The sequence below is a fragment of the Pseudomonas sp. GW821-FHT10B02 genome (genome assembly GCF_059415665.1).
Window position 1 is genome coordinate 1 of sequence record NZ_JBWKNR010000019.1, and the last position, 16,947, is coordinate 16,947.

At 60.5% G+C, this 16,947-nt stretch carries 18 protein-coding genes; 7 read left to right on the forward strand and 11 right to left on the reverse strand.

What is annotated here, in order from left to right; translation table 11 throughout:
• Window positions 1–226: 226 nt before the first annotated feature.
• The 6 genes from AC07OF_RS24025 to AC07OF_RS24050 form a co-directional block, all read right to left on the reverse strand.
• The gene (locus AC07OF_RS24025) at window positions 227–1,462 is read right to left on the reverse strand and encodes a saccharopine dehydrogenase family protein (protein ID WP_495073568.1); all 1,236 of its coding nucleotides are present in this window, start codon (window positions 1,460–1,462) and stop codon (window positions 227–229) included.
• Window positions 1,463–1,489: 27 nt separating this feature from the next.
• Window positions 1,490–2,587, reverse strand: coding sequence for a carboxynorspermidine decarboxylase (nspC, locus tag AC07OF_RS24030; RefSeq protein ID WP_038616468.1), 1,098 nt, complete (start codon window positions 2,585–2,587; stop codon window positions 1,490–1,492).
• A 162-nt stretch (window positions 2,588–2,749) separates the two neighbouring features.
• On the reverse strand, window positions 2,750–3,958 hold the full coding sequence (gene gltS, locus AC07OF_RS24035; RefSeq protein ID WP_157192101.1) for a sodium/glutamate symporter: 1,209 nt from the start codon (window positions 3,956–3,958) through the stop codon (window positions 2,750–2,752).
• A 46-nt stretch (window positions 3,959–4,004) separates the two neighbouring features.
• Entirely contained in the window at window positions 4,005–4,943 is a 939-nt protein-coding gene (gene hutG, locus AC07OF_RS24040) for a formimidoylglutamase (RefSeq protein WP_157192100.1), read from the reverse strand.
• A gap of 20 nt (window positions 4,944–4,963) precedes the next feature.
• Window positions 4,964–5,689, reverse strand: a complete 726-nt coding sequence (locus AC07OF_RS24045; protein ID WP_038609790.1) for an IclR family transcriptional regulator — start codon at window positions 5,687–5,689, stop codon at window positions 4,964–4,966.
• Between the two features lie 116 nt (window positions 5,690–5,805).
• Window positions 5,806–6,369, reverse strand: a complete 564-nt coding sequence (locus tag AC07OF_RS24050; protein ID WP_157192099.1) for a hypothetical protein — start codon at window positions 6,367–6,369, stop codon at window positions 5,806–5,808.
• A gap of 218 nt (window positions 6,370–6,587) precedes the next feature.
• On the opposite strand from AC07OF_RS24050, the gene AC07OF_RS24055 reads away from it, so the two are divergent.
• Entirely contained in the window at window positions 6,588–7,592 is a 1,005-nt protein-coding gene (locus AC07OF_RS24055) for a GlxA family transcriptional regulator (protein WP_157192098.1), read from the forward strand.
• Here AC07OF_RS24055 and rarD read toward each other — a convergent pair.
• On the reverse strand, window positions 7,556–8,494 hold the full coding sequence (gene rarD / locus AC07OF_RS24060) for an EamA family transporter RarD (RefSeq protein ID WP_157192097.1): 939 nt from the start codon (window positions 8,492–8,494) through the stop codon (window positions 7,556–7,558). The two genes, AC07OF_RS24055 and rarD, sit on opposite strands and share 37 nt — an antisense overlap.
• Window positions 8,495–8,594: 100 nt before the next feature.
• On the opposite strand from rarD, the gene AC07OF_RS24065 reads away from it, so the two are divergent.
• Both AC07OF_RS24065 and AC07OF_RS24070 read left to right on the forward strand, forming a co-directional pair.
• Complete coding sequence (locus tag AC07OF_RS24065) at window positions 8,595–9,086, forward strand: Lrp/AsnC family transcriptional regulator (RefSeq protein ID WP_157192096.1); 492 nt, start codon at window positions 8,595–8,597, stop codon at window positions 9,084–9,086.
• Window positions 9,087–9,123: 37 nt separating this feature from the next.
• Window positions 9,124–10,227: a pentapeptide repeat-containing protein gene (locus AC07OF_RS24070; RefSeq protein ID WP_157192095.1), complete on the forward strand. Its 1,104-nt coding sequence runs from the start codon at window positions 9,124–9,126 to the stop codon at window positions 10,225–10,227.
• 85 nt (window positions 10,228–10,312) lie between these two features.
• Here AC07OF_RS24070 and AC07OF_RS24075 read toward each other — a convergent pair whose 3' ends face one another.
• A complete protein-coding gene (locus tag AC07OF_RS24075; protein ID WP_157192094.1) occupies window positions 10,313–10,774 on the reverse strand; it encodes an FAD/FMN-containing dehydrogenase in 462 nt (153 codons plus the stop codon).
• 214 nt (window positions 10,775–10,988) lie between these two features.
• On the opposite strand from AC07OF_RS24075, the gene AC07OF_RS24080 reads away from it, so the two are divergent.
• The 3 genes from AC07OF_RS24080 to AC07OF_RS24090 all read left to right on the forward strand — a co-directional run bounded on the left by AC07OF_RS24080 (window position 10,989) and on the right by AC07OF_RS24090 (window position 13,751).
• The gene (locus tag AC07OF_RS24080) at window positions 10,989–11,969 is read left to right on the forward strand and encodes an aliphatic sulfonate ABC transporter substrate-binding protein (protein ID WP_157192093.1); all 981 of its coding nucleotides are present in this window, start codon (window positions 10,989–10,991) and stop codon (window positions 11,967–11,969) included.
• Between the two features lie 183 nt (window positions 11,970–12,152).
• Entirely contained in the window at window positions 12,153–12,989 is an 837-nt protein-coding gene (locus tag AC07OF_RS24085) for a bifunctional allantoicase/(S)-ureidoglycine aminohydrolase (RefSeq protein ID WP_028944847.1), read from the forward strand.
• Window positions 12,990–13,115: 126 nt separating this feature from the next.
• Entirely contained in the window at window positions 13,116–13,751 is a 636-nt protein-coding gene (locus tag AC07OF_RS24090) for an START domain-containing protein (protein WP_157192092.1), read from the forward strand.
• On the opposite strand, the gene AC07OF_RS24095 is transcribed toward AC07OF_RS24090, so the two are convergent.
• Window positions 13,752–14,633 carry a LysR substrate-binding domain-containing protein gene (locus tag AC07OF_RS24095; protein ID WP_157192091.1) on the reverse strand — a complete coding sequence of 294 codons (882 nt, stop codon included), beginning with the start codon at window positions 14,631–14,633 and terminating at the stop codon, window positions 13,752–13,754.
• A 78-nt stretch (window positions 14,634–14,711) separates the two neighbouring features.
• On the opposite strand from AC07OF_RS24095, the gene AC07OF_RS24100 reads away from it, so the two are divergent.
• A complete protein-coding gene (locus AC07OF_RS24100; RefSeq protein WP_157192090.1) occupies window positions 14,712–15,389 on the forward strand; it encodes an ankyrin repeat domain-containing protein in 678 nt (225 codons plus the stop codon).
• 121 nt (window positions 15,390–15,510) lie between these two features.
• On the opposite strand, the gene tatA is transcribed toward AC07OF_RS24100, so the two are convergent.
• Window positions 15,511–15,687 (reverse strand): twin-arginine translocase TatA/TatE family subunit, encoded by a 177-nt coding sequence (gene tatA / locus AC07OF_RS24105; RefSeq protein ID WP_038609769.1) that lies wholly within the window; start codon window positions 15,685–15,687, stop codon window positions 15,511–15,513.
• 17 nt (window positions 15,688–15,704) lie between these two features.
• Window positions 15,705–16,892 carry a 4-hydroxybenzoate 3-monooxygenase gene (gene pobA / locus AC07OF_RS24110; protein WP_038609766.1) on the reverse strand — a complete coding sequence of 396 codons (1,188 nt, stop codon included), beginning with the start codon at window positions 16,890–16,892 and terminating at the stop codon, window positions 15,705–15,707.
• Window positions 16,893–16,947: the final 55 nt, after the last annotated feature.

Below are 16,947 nucleotides of genomic sequence, written 5' to 3' on the forward strand. Positions count from 1 at the left end.
GATGCAGGAGCGAGCGGTTTTGCCTACTTTTTCCAAGAAAAAAGTAGGCCGCCGTAAAGGCGGAAGGGGCCGGCAGCATCGCCACACAAAATGGATAAGCTCACAACCACAGCAATCAAAACCCAACCCAAAGATCATAGCCCCCGGAATTCCGTGAAGAGCCAAAAAAAACGGGATTGGCACTGTGCCAATCCCGCTCGGTTGCAACCTGTGAGCTAAAGGTCAATCAGCTCCAGGGACGGTCACCGTTCTCGTCTTTGATACGAGTCGGCAGCCCCATCACGTCCAGCGCCTTGAGGAACGGCTCAGCCGGCAGTTCCTCGACGTTGGCCATGCGCTGCACATCCCACTCGCCACGGGCGACCAGCAAGGCTGCCGCCACTGGCGGTACGCCTGCGGTGTAGGAAATACCCTGGCTGTCGGTCTCGGCGTAGGCCTCTTCATGGTCGGCCACGTTGTAGATGAAGATCTCACGTGGCTGGCCATCCTTGGTGCCCTTGACCAGGTCACCAATGCAGGTCTTACCGGTGTAGCCCGGCGCCAGCGAGGACGGATCAGGCAGTACAGCCTTGACCACTTTCAGCGGCACCACTTCCAGGCCTTCAGCGGTCTTGACCGGCTGCTCGGAGAGCAGACCAAGGTTCTTCAGCACGGTGAACACGTTGATGTAGTGCTCACCAAAGCTCATCCAGAAACGCACGTTCGGCACGTCGAGGTTCTTCGACAGCGAGTGCACTTCATCGTGGCCGGTCAGGTACAGGTTTTGCGAACCTACCACTGGCAGGTCGTCGGTACGCTTGACTTCGAACATGGTGTTGCTGGTCCACTGGCTGTTCTGCCAGCTCCACACCTGCCCGGTGAACTCGCGGAAGTTGATTTCCGGGTCGAAGTTGGTGGCGAAGTACTTGCCATGTGAGCCGGCATTGACGTCGAGAATGTCGATCGAATCAATGCGGTCGAAATACTGTTGTTGCGCCAGCGCCGCATAAGCGTTGACCACACCCGGGTCGAAGCCTACGCCGAGAATGGCGGTAATGTTCTTCTGCTGGCACTCTTCGAGGTGTTTCCACTCGTAGTTGCCATACCAGGGCGGGGTTTCGCAGATTTTGCCCGGTTCTTCGTGGATGGCGGTGTCCAGGTAGGCCACGCCGGTATCGATGCAGGCACGCAGCACCGACATGTTGAGGAAGGCGGAGCCGACGTTGATGACGATCTGCGATTCGGTTTCGCGGATCAGCGCTTTGGTCGCTTCGACATCCATGGCATTGAGTGCAAATGCCTTGATTTCAGCAGGCTGTTTGAGGCTGCCCTTGGCCTTGACGCTGTCGATGATGGCCTGGCATTTGGAGATGTTGCGCGACGCGATAGCAATACGACCGAGTTCGTCGTTGTGCTGCGCGCACTTGTGGGCCACCACCTTGGCGACACCTCCTGCACCAATGATAAGAACGTTCTTCTTCAATTTCTCTTTCTCTCCTTTACTGCCAGCTTACGACAGGCTGGACAAGTAGTCTTCGAACCCGAATTCACGAACCACCTCGACTGTACCGTCGAGTTGTTTCACTACGATGGACGGCATTTTCAGGCCGTTGAACCAGTTTTTCTTGACCATGGTGTAACCCGCTGCGTCAACAAACGACAGCCGATCGCCGATGGCCAGCGGACGATCAAATTGGTACTCGCCGAAGATGTCGCCAGCCAGGCAGGACTTGCCGCACACCATGTAGGTGTGATCGCCGGTGCTTGGCGCGAGTTTGGCGTTGAGGCGGTAGATCAGCAGGTCGAGCATGTGCGCTTCGATCGAGCTGTCGACCACGGCCAGGTGCTTGCCGTTGTACAGGGTGTCGAGCACGGTCACTTCCAGCGAGGCGCTCTGGGTGATCGCCGCTTCGCCCGGCTCCAGGTAGACCTGTACGCCGTACTTCTCGGAGAAGGCTTTCAGGCGCGCGCAGAAAGCGTCCAGCGCATAGTCTTCACCGGTGAAGTGGATACCGCCGCCCAGGCTCACCCACTCGACCTTGTGCAGCAGGTGGCCGAAGCGCTCTTCGATGGTGCTGAGCATCTGGTCGAACAGGCCGAAGTCGTCGTTCTCGCAGTTGTTGTGGAACATGAAGCCGGAGATCTGCTCGATGACCGCTTCGACTTTCACCGGATCCCATTCGCCCAGACGGCTGAACGGACGCGCCGGGTCGGCCAGCAGGTAGTCGGAGCTGCTCACCTGTGGGTTGACACGCAGACCACGCACGGTGCCTTCGGTCTGTTCGGCAAAGCGTTGCAGCTGGCCGATGGAGTTGAAGATGATCTTGTCGCAGTTCTCGACCATCTCGCCGATCTCGTCGTCGGCCCAGGCCACGCTGTAGGCGTGCGCTTCGCCGGCGAACTTCTGACGGCCCAGTTTGAGCTCGTAGAGCGACGACGAGGTAGTGCCGTCCATGTACTGCTGCATCAGGTCGAACACCGACCAGGTGGCGAAGCACTTGAGTGCCAGCAGGGCCTTGGCGCCGGAGTTTTCACGCACGTAGGCGATCTTCTCCATGTTGCGCAGCAGCTTGGTTTTGTCGATGAGGTAATACGGCGTTTTGATCATTTCGAGGCCCCCGGCAAGGCCGGCCAAAAAAAGGACACGCATTGTGCCCTCCCTTGACGGAACTCGAAAGGGAGAAAAGCGATTTTCGCCAAGTCAGTGGTCGTGTGGGCCGTGTTTCGGGCCTGTTGCAGGTGGCATTTCTGCCACCTGTGGGGCTTTCGATCAGGCGAAGGCGTTGATGAACCAGGTAATCAACGGCAAGGCCACGATGTCGATCAATACCGCGCCACACAGCGGCACGATAATGAAGGCCTTGTAGGAGAACACTTTGTAGTGGTCACAGATGGCGCCCATGTTGGCCACCGCATTCGGTGTGGCGCCCAGACCATGGCCCATGTAACCGGCACACAGCACTGCGGCGTCATAGTTGCCGCCAAACAGGCGGAACAGCACGAAAACGCACAGCAACACCATGATCAGCACCTGCACCACCAGGATCACCAGCAACGGCAGGCCCAGCTGTTCCAGCTCCCAGAACTTCAGGCTCATCATCGCCATGGTCAGGAACATGCCCAGGCTGATGTCGCCCACCGTGCTGACCGCGTTGTCCGGCATCTCGATGATACGTGCGCGGTCGTTGAGGTTACGCAGGATGATGGCAACGAACATCGCACCGACATACACCGGCAGGACGATGCCCAGGTGCTCTTTCAAGGCATCGCCGATCCAGAAGCCGAGCACCATGATCACCAGCATGCAGGTCAGCAGACGCAGCAGCACGGCGGCATCCAGGGGCACGCTCGGGGCTTCGTTGGCTTTTTCCAAGGCTTGCAGGGTGTCGACCTGGTCGGCTTTGACTGCCAGCTTTTTACGGTCGATCAGGTAACGGGCCACCGGGCTGCCAAGCAAGCCACCGGCGACCATACCGAAAGTCGCCGAGGCCAGCGCGGCGGTAGTCGCACCACTGGTACCGAGGCTCTCGGCAATTGGCCCGAAAGCCGCCGCAGCACCAAAGCCGCCTTCCAGCGACACCGCTCCGGCCATGATCCCCAGCAACGGATCGATGCCGAGCAGTTCGGCCATGCCGACACCCACTACGTTCTGCAGCAAGGCCAGGCCCCAGCAGGCGCCGAGGTAGACGAACAGGATTTTGCCGCCCTGGCGCAGCAGGCCAAGGCTGCCGCCCAGACCGACGGTGGTGAAGAACGCCACCATCAGCGGGGTTTGCATCGCGGTGTCGAGCTTGATGTCCAGCCATTGCTGGTTGCGCAGCAGCCACACCACCAGGGCAAAGCCGAAGCCGCCGATCACCGGGGCCGGTACACAGAGTTGGCGTAGCCAGTAACTGTGCTTTTTCAGTTGCGCCCCCAGCGCCAGCAGCACAAGGGCCAGGGCGACGGTGGTCAATGCATCGAGTTGCAGGGTCAGCATGGGTGAATACTCTTGTTTTTATACTTGGATTAATGGGGAGAAAGGCTTAGTCGACCAGGCTGGCCAGCAGCCGCGCGCCGATGCGTGCGGTGCGCTGGTCCTGGTCGAGGCCCGGATTGAGTTCGGCAACGTCGGCCATGCGCAGCTTGCCGCTGGCCTTGGCCCGGCGGACCAGGTGCTCGACCACCATCAGGTCGACGCCATGGGCCGACGGCGCACTCACGCCGGGCGCCTGGCTGGCGGGCAGCACGTCCAGGCAGACTGTCATGTACAAGTGATCGATGCCGCTCAAGAACTCGTCGACAAAGGCTTCGATGGCCGGAACATTCCACGGCTGCATCTGCCGGTCGAGGCGATAGCGCACGTTCAGGCGCCGGGCCTGGTCGAACAGCGCCTGGGTGTTGTTCAGCTCACTCACGCCCAGGCAGCAGTAGTCGAAGTCCAGGCCGGCCTGCTGGCAGTACTCGGCGATCTGCCGGAACGGCGTGCCGGAGCTGCTTTGCGCGGCGTGGCGCAGGTCGAAGTGGGCGTCGAAGTTGAGGATGCCGATACGCGGGCGCGCCTCGCGCTGGCGTAGGTGTTCGGCCAGGCCCAGAAAGCTGGCATAGGCGATTTCGTGGCCGCCGCCCAGCCCCAGGGGCAGATGGCCTTGGTCGAGCAGTTGACTGACGCGCTCGGCATAAGCCTGCTGCGCACCTTCCAGGTCAGTGCCGACACAGGCGATGTCGCCGCTGTCGTACAGTCCGCGCTGGCCACGCCAGGCCAGGTTGGCCAGGGCTTTGCGCAAGGCCTCTGGCCCCTGGCGGGCGCCGCTGCGGCCCTGGTTGCGGCTGACGCCTTCGTCGCACGCCAGGCCCACCAGGGCGCTGCCGGGCGCTTGCGCGCTGCTGCAGGGCTGCACCCACTGGTGCCAGCGCAGTGCCGACGAGCCTTCGTCAGCGTCAATACGGCCTTGCCACACGGGCATGGCGAGATGTGCGGTCATGCGGGGTACTCCAGGTTGATTCAGTCCAGCCGCGCGCCCACGCGCAGGGCGACCTCGCGGGTCCAGCGGGTCAGGCGTTCACTGTTTTGCTGGGCACGAATGGCCGGGGCCATCAGGCTGATTGCACCGTGCAAACGGTTGCGGCTGTCGAGCACCGGGGCGCTGACGCCCCAGATACCGTCGTCGATTTCGCCAAGGCTGACGGCATAGCCCTGGTCGCGAATAGCAATGAAGCTCTGCAGATAGACCGCGATGCCGTCAGCATCGACGCCCTGCTCGTGGAGGATCGCCTCGCTTCGTTCCGGCGCCATATGCGCCAGCAACACCCGCGCCGAAGCCCCCACCAGCAGCGGCTGGGCCAGGCCTTTCTGATAGCAGCAACGCAGCGGCTGCGGGCTGTCGATCAGTTCGATGCAAATCGCCTGGCCATTGCTCGGCACCATCAGCGCAACACTCTCGCGGCTCAACTCGGCCAGGCGCTTGAGCTCAGGCAGGGCTTGCGATACCAGCAACGCTTCACGGTCGAACTTGTTCGCCAGCTGCAGGCAGGCCGGCCCCGGCAGGTAGCGACCGTGGCCGTTGTCTTCGGCCAGGCCCCAGCGCAGCAGGGTTTTCAGGTGCCGGTAGGTGCTGCTCAGGGGCTGTGCCAGTTGCAGGCTCAGTTCCTTGGCCGACAGCGCCTCATCGGCCTGGCCAAGGGCAACGAGGATCTGCAGCAGGCGATCGGTGGGCGTGTTGTAGTTCATATGTGCTCCTTGCGAACATGGTGCACAGGCTTTTCCCAAAGGGTGAAACAGGATTCCCACTAAGTGGGAAATTTCGCAATTAAAAGCGATGAGGGGTGTGTAAACGGCAGGCAGGATCAGGCCGACAAGGACTTGCCGCAGCGCCCGTAGACCACTATTTCTCCCGCGGTGGCAATCACCAGACTCAAACCGGTGTAGGAAAACCCAAACGCCCTCACCTCCAGCTCGACCCCCAGCTTGTGGAACAGCGCTGGCCGGTTATAGCGCGCGCCGTGCAGCCACGACCCCGGTTCAACCAGCAGCAGGTGCTGCTCGGGCCAGGCCAGAACGATGTCCTCGACCATCCAGCCATCGGCGGTGGCCAGCGGCAGACCGCCGCCATTGATGCCGGCCATGCGGATCACCCGCTCGTGCAACGGGCCGATGCCGCGGGTTTCCAGGTGGCGGTCGCTGCCGAGGTTGTCGGTGCGGTCACGGGCGACTTTCTCGCCGGTCTGGCAATCGATCACACTGCGCCCGGAGCTGGAGGCGACCAGCAGCAGCTCGCTGTCCCGGTCAAAGCCGATTTCCAGCAGACCGGCAATGGTCGATCGCGTCTTCAACTGCCACGGTTCAGGCGCTGCGGCGACCTGAAGCTGTTCGATCACCCGGCGCAGCGGGTCAAGATGGGATGAGGGCATGTCGCGACTCTGCTGTAGGGATCAGGCGTCGGATTCCGGCATTTTTGCATCAAGCCTTGCCGCAATGATTCATGGATCCTACAACGACCAGACGCCAGCCGGTTACCCCAAGAGGCGCTGGCGCGCAAAGTTGAGCCTGCGGTGTATTCGCATCCCCCTGGTTGTCAGGCATGATCGTCAGCGCAGGCTTTACCCATCAATGCCCCGCGGAGCCGAAATTGCCCACCCCTCGCCACTTCAGCCAGAAATCCAGTACAACAAACATGCTGAACCTCAAGCACCCGCAGGCGCCCTCCTCGCCCGCCTACCGCGTTGGCTTCCTGCTGCTGGAGAATTTCTCCATGGCCAGTTTCACCGTGGCCATGGATGTACTGGTCACCGCCAACCTGTTGCAGAACCAGCTGTTTGTCAGCACACCGCTGTCACTGGGCTCAGAACGGGTGATCAGCGACCTGGGGCTGGAGATCTATGCCACAGGCCTTGAGCGCAACACCCTGGATAACCTGGACATGCTGGTGGTCTGCGGCGGCTTGCGCACACCGCTCAAATACCCGCAGCTGGACCGTCTGCTGAGCGAGGCGGCAAGCCATGGTCTGGCCCTGGGCGGGCTGTGGAACGGTGCCTACTTTCTCGGGCGTGCCGGGGTACTGACAGGCTACAGCTGCACCATCCACCCCGAACAGCGAGCGAGCCTGGCCGAGCTCACGCAAAGCACGATTACCCCGGCAAGCTTTGTCCTCGACCGCGACCGTTTGACCGCCGCCAGCCCCAACGGCGCGCTGGAGATGATGCTGGCGCTGCTCAAGCTGCAACAGGGTGAAGCACTGGCGGCCGGGGTCGAGGAGATTCTGGCGTTCTCCGGGGCGCGCTTCAGGCGGGTCGACAGCAGTTCGAAAAAATCCATGAGCGCACCGCTGCGGACCATTGTCGAACTGATGGAAAACAACCTGGAAGAAACCCTGAGCCTGGATCAGCTGGCCACCTACAGCAGTCGCTCGCGCCGTCAGATCGACCGGCTGTTCCAGGCGCAGCTGGGGACCTCACCCAGCCGCTACTACATGGAACTGCGCATCACCAAAAGTCGGCGCCTGCTGCAGTATTCCGATCTGCCGTTGATGGATGTGGCGATAGCCTGTGGCTTTGTCTCGGTGTCGCATTTCAGCAAGTGCTACAGCGCCTACTTCGGCTACCCGCCTTCGCGTGAACAGCGGCTGGGCGAGTAACCACGGCGACTGCTGTTCAGGCTCAAGCCGCCCTCCACCACCAGCACCAGCACCGCCAGCCAGATAGCGATGTAGGTGGGCCATTGCGCCGGGGCGATGCTTTCCCCCAGGAGGATCGCGGCCAGCACCAGCAGAATTGGTTCGACATAGATCAGCAGGCCGAACAGGGTCAGGTTCAAGCGTGGCCCTGACAGCGCTTGCAAGGCCAGCGCAGATGCACTGATCGCCCCCAGCCCGGCGACCAGCCACGGCAAGCTTGAGCCACTGGCGGCAACGCTCAGCACTACGCCGCCCTTGAGCACGAAAAACAGGCTGACCGGCAGGCTCAGGCTCATGTCGAACCACAGGCCGCCCATGTTGTTGCTGTCGCTGACCCGACGCAGCCAGAAGTACAGCGGATACCCCAGCCCCACCGCCAGCACCGGCCAGGTGATGGCCTTGGCAATGGCGATCTGGTTGATGATACCCAGCGCCGCCAGCGCACAGGCCAGCAGTTGCAGGCGACTGATGTTGTCGTTGAAGGCCAGACGGCCGACGATCACCATGGTCAGTGGCATGAGGAAATAGCCAAGCGAAACATCCAGGCCGTAGCCATTGATCGGTGCCCACATGAACAACCACAACTGCACCCCGAGCAACGCCGCCGATAACAGGCGCACCGCCCAGAACCAGCGCTCTGCAAACACCCGCCGAACAAGCCGGCGCACTTCGTGCCAGTGGCCGCTGGCGAGCACCATCAGGGTCAGGCAAGGCACGGTCAGGAGAATTCGCCAGCCGTAGATTTCGTCGCCGGCCAAAGGTTCGAGCAAATGGGTATAGGCATACATCACGGCAAACAGCACCGACGCCAGTACGTTGAGCAGCACGCCCAGGGCGGCATTGGCGGTAGCGGGCGAGTGCATGGCGGTGTCCTTCACGTAGCGGTTCGGTCGGTGATAATTTATTGCGTAGCGCCCGATAAGTGCCCTCGTTTTTCACCCTGAAGATGAGAAATTTTTGCACATGAAACCTGCACTGGATGATTTCGACCTTGCCCTGCTCAACGTTCTGCAGCAGGACAACAGCCTGCCGCTGCGGGAACTGGCCGAGCGGGTACACCTGTCGTCAGCCTCCGTGCAGCGGCGCATCCAGCGCCTGAAGACAGCCGGCTTTATCCAGGCCAACGCGGCAGTGGTCGATCCGGAAAAAGTCGGTCAGGTGATAACCTTGATGGTCGAGGTGCATGCCGACCGCACTCAGTCGGCAGACCTTGAGCTGATGAAACAGGCCTTCTCCGGGCCCGAGATCCAGCAGTGCTACTACGTCACCGGCGATGCCGATTTCATGCTGGTGCTGACGGTGGCGAGCATGAGCGAGTTTCAGGCACTCGCTCAACGGCTGTTTCATGACAACCCGAATGTGAAGTGGTTTCGCACCATTGTCGTGCTGGAGCGGGTGAAATCGACCTTGCATGTGCCGATCCCAGTAAAAACCAAGCCCGCAAAGGGCCAGTAACATCAGGATTTCAAGAGTAACCCCAGGACAGGATTGTATGGAAAACCATAGCAAAGAAGAGCCAAACAAAGAGCAATATGCATTACTCGTCAGTTGCGCAATCAAGGAAGATTTTTCAGCCTGGAATGATTACGTATCAACGCTCGATGAAATGATTAAGCTTCGCGGTGCAAATTTCGATGAACTAACGATTAAGAGCGCGCGATTTAAAAACAAGCATGGCAAAGGCGCCGACTTATATGGCGCCACATTCAAAGGCTCTACCCTGGAGAGCATAGACTTATCCGACACTCATTTGATGCGCGCAAATTTCCAGGATGCGACCATCGCAAGTTGCCTATTCTGTGAGGCCGCATGTGAAGAAGCGGTGTTCGAGAACACCACTTTTTTTATAGTGAATTTTACTCACGCCCGCTGCTATAACGCGAACTTCCGGAATGCGAAATTTTTCAGCTCATCCTTCTACGAAACGCAGTTCGCTTCTGCCAATCTGGAAGGCGCTCGTTTCATAACGGAAAAATACAATCCGCTAGCCGCTAAAAAACCACGTCTCAACATGTGCGGCGCAAATTTTCGCGACACGAAACTTAACAGCGAAACTTACTTCGATCTGTGTGACGTTTCTCGAAATACAGACTTCAGAAGCATCTCCTTTGAAAGCGCCAACTTCTCAGCTGGTCTACGTCAAACCCTGCAATACTGCAACCGCCGACACAACTGGAACGACTGGTACAAAAAGCAGGGAGCATTATCTAGTATCCTGGTGAGATTATTTTGGATGCACTCAGATTATGGCCGTTCAGCCAAACGGATCATTTCCTCTTTCTTCATAGCATCCTTGCTCTTTGCAACTTTTTACTTTTTTTTCCCGAGCCAGGTGCAAAATCTTCAGCCCTGGCAACCGATTCGCAGCCTGTATTTCTCCATCGTCACCATGACCACCCTGGGTTTCGGAGACATGCATGCATCACCCGATAGCTGGCTTGCGCCCTGCATTATCATGATTCAGGTGCTCTATGGATATGTACTATTAGGTGGTCTGATCACTGTACTTTCCAATTTGTTTAGCTCTGACGGACCTGCCCTAGGATTGGTAAAGCACCCTTCAGCACCACCAAGTTTCATGTTTACGATGAGGTGATTGGCAATCGCGGGGCAAGCCCGCTCCCACCGCTGATCAACAGTGGGAGCGGCGGTGCGACGACTCGACTTGCCCCGCGATGAAGTCAGTTCTGCTCTAGCGCCTGGCGCAACTCTTCGGCCGTGGCGAACTCCCGCTGACTGACCACCTGCCCCTTGTCCAACTGCAACCACAGCACCTTGTCTTCGGCACCGGCATAGCGTGTAGCCACACTGCCCTCACGGTCCAGCAGCACACGGTAGCTGTAGTCGCGCATCGCCGGGATGGCAAAGAGCCTGGAAATCAGCGCCGGCATGCGCTGGATGTCCGCGACGAACACAGTCTGGCGAGCTTCCAGGTAGCCCTTGGGACGGTCGGCCAGGGCCGCCTTGACCAGCTTGGCGCCGTCCATGTTGCGGGCCACCAGCAAGGTGCGGGTCTGGTCGTTGAGGCTGTAGGCCTGGTCGTACTGATCAAGCAGGGTCCAGGGCGCCAGGCGCTCACCGACTTCGACCGCCTGGGCCATCAGCGGGGACAGGCTCAAGAGTAGTGCTATGGCGTATTTCACAAGTGACCTCAGTGGCTGGTAAGAGAATGCAGCGTGCATGGTAGGCCGTTGCCGCCGAGCCAGTCCATGCATCAGAAAACCCTGAAACAAATAAAACAAAAGGATATAAAAATAACAAAACAATCTAACTAAACAGAATAAACAAATTGAAGCACTTACCCGGGCTGCTTATATTTTTGGATACCAACCGTCCTTGAGTCTCTGGAGTCCGCCCATGCCGCAACAGCCCCACTCTCCCTTGCGCCGCCTACTCACTGGCGGCTTGATTGCCGCCTTCGCCGCACTGCTGTTACCTGGCCAAAGCGCCGTGGCCGAGCCCAGCAAAACCCTGCGCATCGGCTACCAGAAATTCAACAGCATCAACATTCTCAAAGGCAGCGGCGCCCTGGAAAAAGCCCTGGCACCACAAGGCGTAAGCGTCAGCTGGTACGAGTTTGCCGCCGGCCCGCAACTGCTGGAGGCATTGAGCACCGGCGCCATCGACCTGGGCCACGCTGCCGATGCGCCGTCGGTGTTCGCCCAGGCGGCGGGCAAGCCGGTGGTGTACCTGGCCGCCGAGCAACCTTACCCGCGCGGCATCGGCCTGGTGGTCCGGGAGCAGGACAAGATCGCCAACGTCCAGGCCCTCAAGGGTCAGCGCGTGGCCACCGGCCGTGGCTGGAACGCCCAGTACCTGCTGGCCGTGGCCCTGCAGGATGCCGGCCTGAGCTACAAGGACATCACCCCGGCCTACGTCAACAACGCCGCCGACGCGGTGGCGGCACTGCAGTCGGGCAGCGTCCAGGCCGTGACCCTGTGGGACCCGTTCCTGGCCGCCGCAGAAAAGCAACCGGGGCTGAAAAACCTGCGTGACGGCAGCGGGCTGTCCAACAACCGCACCTTCTACCTGTCGTCTGCCGCCTTTGCCGACAACAACCGCGCCCTGCTCAAGACCTTCTTCAGCGAACTGGCCAAGGTCAGCGCCTGGGCCAACCACAAACCCGATGAAGTCGCCGCCCTGCTCGCCCCGCAACTGGGCATCGGCGCCGATGTACTGCAGGTGGCCAGTGAACGACGCAACTACAATGCCGTGCCGATCGACAGCAAAATCACCGCCGAACAACAGAAACTGGCCGACACTTTCCAGGGCCTGGGCCTGATTCCCAAAGCCCTGCGGGTGGCCGATGCGGTGTACCCGGTCTCGGTGCTGCCCTGAGCTGACTGACCGGTAATGCCGACTCGCGGATCAGCCCGGTCGGCATTCAGTAATCAAATACCGGGTATTTCAACATTTAATTTGTGGATAGCACGAGCTTGTCTATATCGTGTCAATGCATCCCCACGCAGCGCCGGCCGGCGCTGCCAGGCACGGGGACACAACAACAAGTCGAGACTGTCCATGTCGAAATCTTCTTACTACGCCCCTCACGGTGGGCACCCGGCTCAAACCGAGCTGCTGACAGACCGTGCCATGTTTACCGAAGCCTATGCCGTGATCCCCAAGGGCGTGATGCGTGACATCGTCACCAGCCACCTGCCGTTCTGGGACAAGATGCGCATGTGGGTCATCGCCCGTCCGCTGACCGGTTTCTCGGAAACCTTCTCGCAATACATCGTGGAGCTGGCGCCAGAAGGCGGCAGCGAGCGCCCTGAGCTGGACAAGAACGCCGAAGCGGTGCTGTTCGTCGTCGAAGGCGAAGTCGACATCACCCTGCAGGGCAAGCCTTACACCCTGAAAGAAGGCGGCTACGCCTTCATTCCGCCGGCGGCCGACTGGAGCCTGCGTAACACCAGCGGCAAGAACGTCACCTTCCACTGGATCCGCAAGCACTACCAGGTGGTTGAAGGTCTGGCGCTGCCGGAAGCCTTCGTCACCAACGAGAAGGACATTGAGCCAATCCCGATGCCCGGCACCGACGGCGCCTGGGTTACCACGCGCTTCGTCGACATGGCCGACATGCGCCACGACATGCACGTCAACATCGTGACCTTCCAGCCGGGCGGCGTCATTCCGTTCGCTGAAACCCACGTCATGGAACACGGCCTGTACGTGCTGGAAGGTAAAGCGGTGTATCGCCTGAACCAGGACTGGGTCGAGGTCGAGGCCGGTGACTTCATGTGGCTGCGCGCCTTCTGCCCGCAGGCCTGCTACTCCGGCGGCCCAGGTCCGTTCCGCTACCTGCTGTACAAAGATGTAAACCGTCATATGAACCTGGTGCTGAACCCTCAGCGCTAAGCCCAGGCTCGATGCACAAGAAGCCCGCCGTTACTGGCGGGCTTTTTCGTTGCTGTGGGAGCGGGCCCACCACCCTCTGCATGGCCTATGCTTTTTTGACCTGACGTCGGCCATGGAGCCCGTCTTATGAAGCCCGGATACCTCTGCGGCGCGCTGCTGCTCATGCTGCTAAGCAACATCGCACACGCCGATGCCTGGCAGCTGGCCAAGGACGAAGACGGCATTCAGGTGTATCTGGATGATGTGGCCGGTTCGAAGTACCAGCGCTTTCGCGGCGTGACCCTGATCAAAGCCGATGTGCGCACCTTGAGTGACCTGCAAGAGAACCTGCGGGTGGCGTGCAAATGGTTATACGGCTGCGCCAGCATGCGCCTGCTGGACGTCGAAGGCGACAGCACCTGGGTGTACCTGACCACCGAACTGCCCTGGCCGGCCAGCCCGCGCGACATCGTGATCAAGGTGCAGACCGAGCGCACCGACGATGACGGGCTGATCCGCCACCTCAGTGCCGTTGCCGGCAAGGTTGAACGGCAACCGGGACTGATCCGTGTCCGCCAGCTCAAGGGCCTGTGGACCCTGATCCCCAAAGGTGAACAACTCACCGAAGTGACCTATCAACTGGAGGCCGAGCCAGCCGGGGACATTCCCTCGTGGCTGGCCAATCAGTTCGTCATCGATGCGCCCATGGTTTCACTGCGCACCTTGCGGGCGGTGGCGGAGCGTCAAGGCCTGCGCCCCGAGCAGGAAACACCTGATGAATGATTACACCTCATGGGCTTCCAGAAGGCTTGCCAACACCCCCGCCAACTCCTTGACCATCGGATCGGCGGTCGGCCGATGAACGATGACGATTTCGTAGCTGTCGATCACCGGCAGGCCGTTCTGCTCACCCAGCACCGCATGCTCACGGGTTGCCGCGCGCGGCGGCAGCAGGCTGATGCCCATGCCATCGGCGACCGCGGCCTGGATACCACTGAGGCTCGAGCTGGTGAAGCTGATGCGCCAGCGCCGGCCCATACTTTCGATGGCGTTGATCATGTCGTCGCGGTACAGCCCCCGCGGCGGAAAGGTCACCAGTGGAATCGGGTCGAGGTCGATCGAGGGCGTGCTGGCGCTGTCGATCCATTGCAACTCTTCCGGCCAGCAGGCTACCCCTTCGCGGCTGTTGCGTCGCTGCTTGAGCAATACCAGGTCGAGCTCACCGTTGTCGTAGCTCTGGCTCAGGTCACGGCACAGGCCGCTGGTGACCTCCAGTTTGACCTGCTGGTACTTGCGATTGAACGCCGACAAGGCATTGGTGGTGCGCCCACCGACAAAATCCTCCGGTACCCCCAAACGCACGGTCACACCCACGGTGGCGCCGGCCAGGGCTTCAAGCATCTGGTCATTGAGGGCCAGCATGTGACGGGCGTAGCCGAGCAGGGTCTGGCCGGCATCGGTGGGCAATACATCGCGATTGCCACGCACCAGCAGGCGGTGGCCGACCATGTCTTCCAGGCGCCGTACTTTCTGGCTGACGGTCGACTGGGTGGAATGCAGACGTGCGGCAGCGGTGGTAAAGCTGCCGCAGTCGGCCACCACGACAATGGCCCGAAGCAGGTCCAGATCGAACAACGACCTATTCGGTTTTACACTGATGTCCATGTAAATATTTAACTTCTAAATGGTGAGCACGATTTCTATCATGCCCCCATTCACGGGACAACCCACGGAGACCAGCGGATGCGCCTGGAACACCTCAACGTTTTTTTCGCATTCCTATTGGCCATGATGACCTCGATCACCGCCAGCGCCGAAGGCGGCGTGCTGGAAAGCCAGCTGCGCGAAGCCGCTGACAACGGCGACGCCGCGCGCGTACGCAGCCTGCTTGAACAAGGCGCCAACCGCGAAGCCCGCGACAAGCTTGGCCGCACGCCGCTGCTGCTGGCGACCCATCGCAACCAGGTCGAAGCGGCACGGGTACTGATCGAGGCCGGTGCCGACGTCAACGCCAAGGACAACATCGACGACAGCCCTTACCTGTATGCCGGTGCGCGTGGCTTCAACCAGATCCTGCGCCTGACCCTGGCCCACGGCGCCGACCTCAAGAGCACCAACCGCTATGGTGGTACGGCGCTGATCCCCGCGGCCGAGCGTGGTCATGTCGACAACGTGCGCACCCTGATTGACGCCGGTGTCGACGTGAATCACCTCAATCGCCTGCACTGGACGGCCTTGATGGAAGCCATCGTGCTCAGCGACGGCGGACCGCGTCATGTGGAGATTGTCGAGATGCTGGTCAAGGCCGGGGCCGATGTGAACATTGCCGACAAAGATGGCGTGACGCCGTTGGCGCATGCACGCAAGCGTGGCTATACGGCGATGGTGAATATCCTTGAGGCGGCCAGTAATCCGCGTTGATTGCGCGGCCCATCGCCAGCAAGGCTGGCTCCCACAGAGTGGCTGACTGCATAACATCTGTGGGAGCTGGCGACAGCCTGCGATCGACCGCAAAGCGGTCGCAAACCAGGCAACACCTTTGTCAGACCTTATCGATCTTGGCGGGAGGGGTTGGCTCTTCGTCCTGGTTCACCGAACGACGAAAGCCCTTGATCGACTCCCCCAGATCACTGCCCAGGGTCTTGAGCCGCTTGCTGCCGAACACCAGTACCACCACAACCAGCAGTACTCCCCAGTGTTTCCAGTCGAACACACCCATGCTCCACCCTCCTTCGCTTATTCGATGTCTTCGAACGGCAGGCCCACGTAGTTCTCGGCGATGTTGACCAGGCCGGCGTGCGAGTTGAAGAAGTACTCACGGTCAGCCTGCTGCATCTTCTGATCCCAGGCGTCCTTGTGTTCGCCGAAATCGTGCAGCAGGTTGGTCATGAACCAGCTGAAGCGCTCGCCTTTCCAGACCCGGCGCAAGGCCAGTTCAGAGTAGCTATCAAGCAGATCGGTACGGCCCTCGCGATAGACCTTGACCAGGATCCGATACAGATAGCAGACATCCGAAGCCGCCAGGTTCAGGCCTTTGGCGCCGGTAGGCGGAACGATGTGGGCGGCGTCGCCGACCAGGAACAGCTTGCCGTACTGCATCGGTTCGACCACATAGCTGCGCAGCGGGGCGATGCTTTTTTCCAGCGCGGGTCCGGTGACCAGGCGCTCACCAACTTCCTCGGGCAAGCGCGCCTTGAGCTCGTTCCAGAAGCGTTCGTCCGACCAGTCGTCAACGTGATCGGTCAGCGGCACTTGCAGGTAATAACGGCTGCGGGTCAACGAGCGCTGGCTGCACAGCACAAAGCCGCGGTCGTGATGGGCATAGATCAGTTCATGGTTGACCGGCGGGGTGTCGGACAACAGTCCCAGCCAGCCGAAAGGATAGACGCGCTCATAGTGGGTCAGCACGGCTTCGGGAATGCTCTTGCGCGCCACCCCGTGGAAGCCGTCACAACCGGCGATGTAATCGCAATCGATGCGATGGGTCTGGCCGTCTTTCTCGTAGGTGACGTAGGGTTGCTCGCCTTTCATCTCGTGCGGTTGCACATTGTCGGCCGCATAGATGATCGGGGCGCCGCTGAGCGTGCGGGCGTGCATCAGGTCACGGGTGACTTCGGTCTGGCCGTAGACCATCACCGTCTTGCCGCCGGTCAGCTTCTTGAGGTCGACGCGAATGCGTTTGCCGCCCACCAACAGTTCGACGCCATCGTGCACCAGGCCTTCAGCGTCCATGCGCTCGGACACACCGGCTTCACGCAGCAGGTCGACGGTGCCTTGCTCGAGCACGCCGGCACGAATGCGCCCGAGTACGTACTCCGGGGTCTGACGTTCGACGATCACCGTGTCGATGCCAGCCTTGTGCAGCAGCTGGCCCAGCAGAAGGCCCGAGGGGCCGGCACCGATAATGGCTACCTGAGTTCTCATTATTCTTGTCTCGCTTTGAGGCTCCAGGCTTGGGGACGCGAGCGCCTGGCAGCTA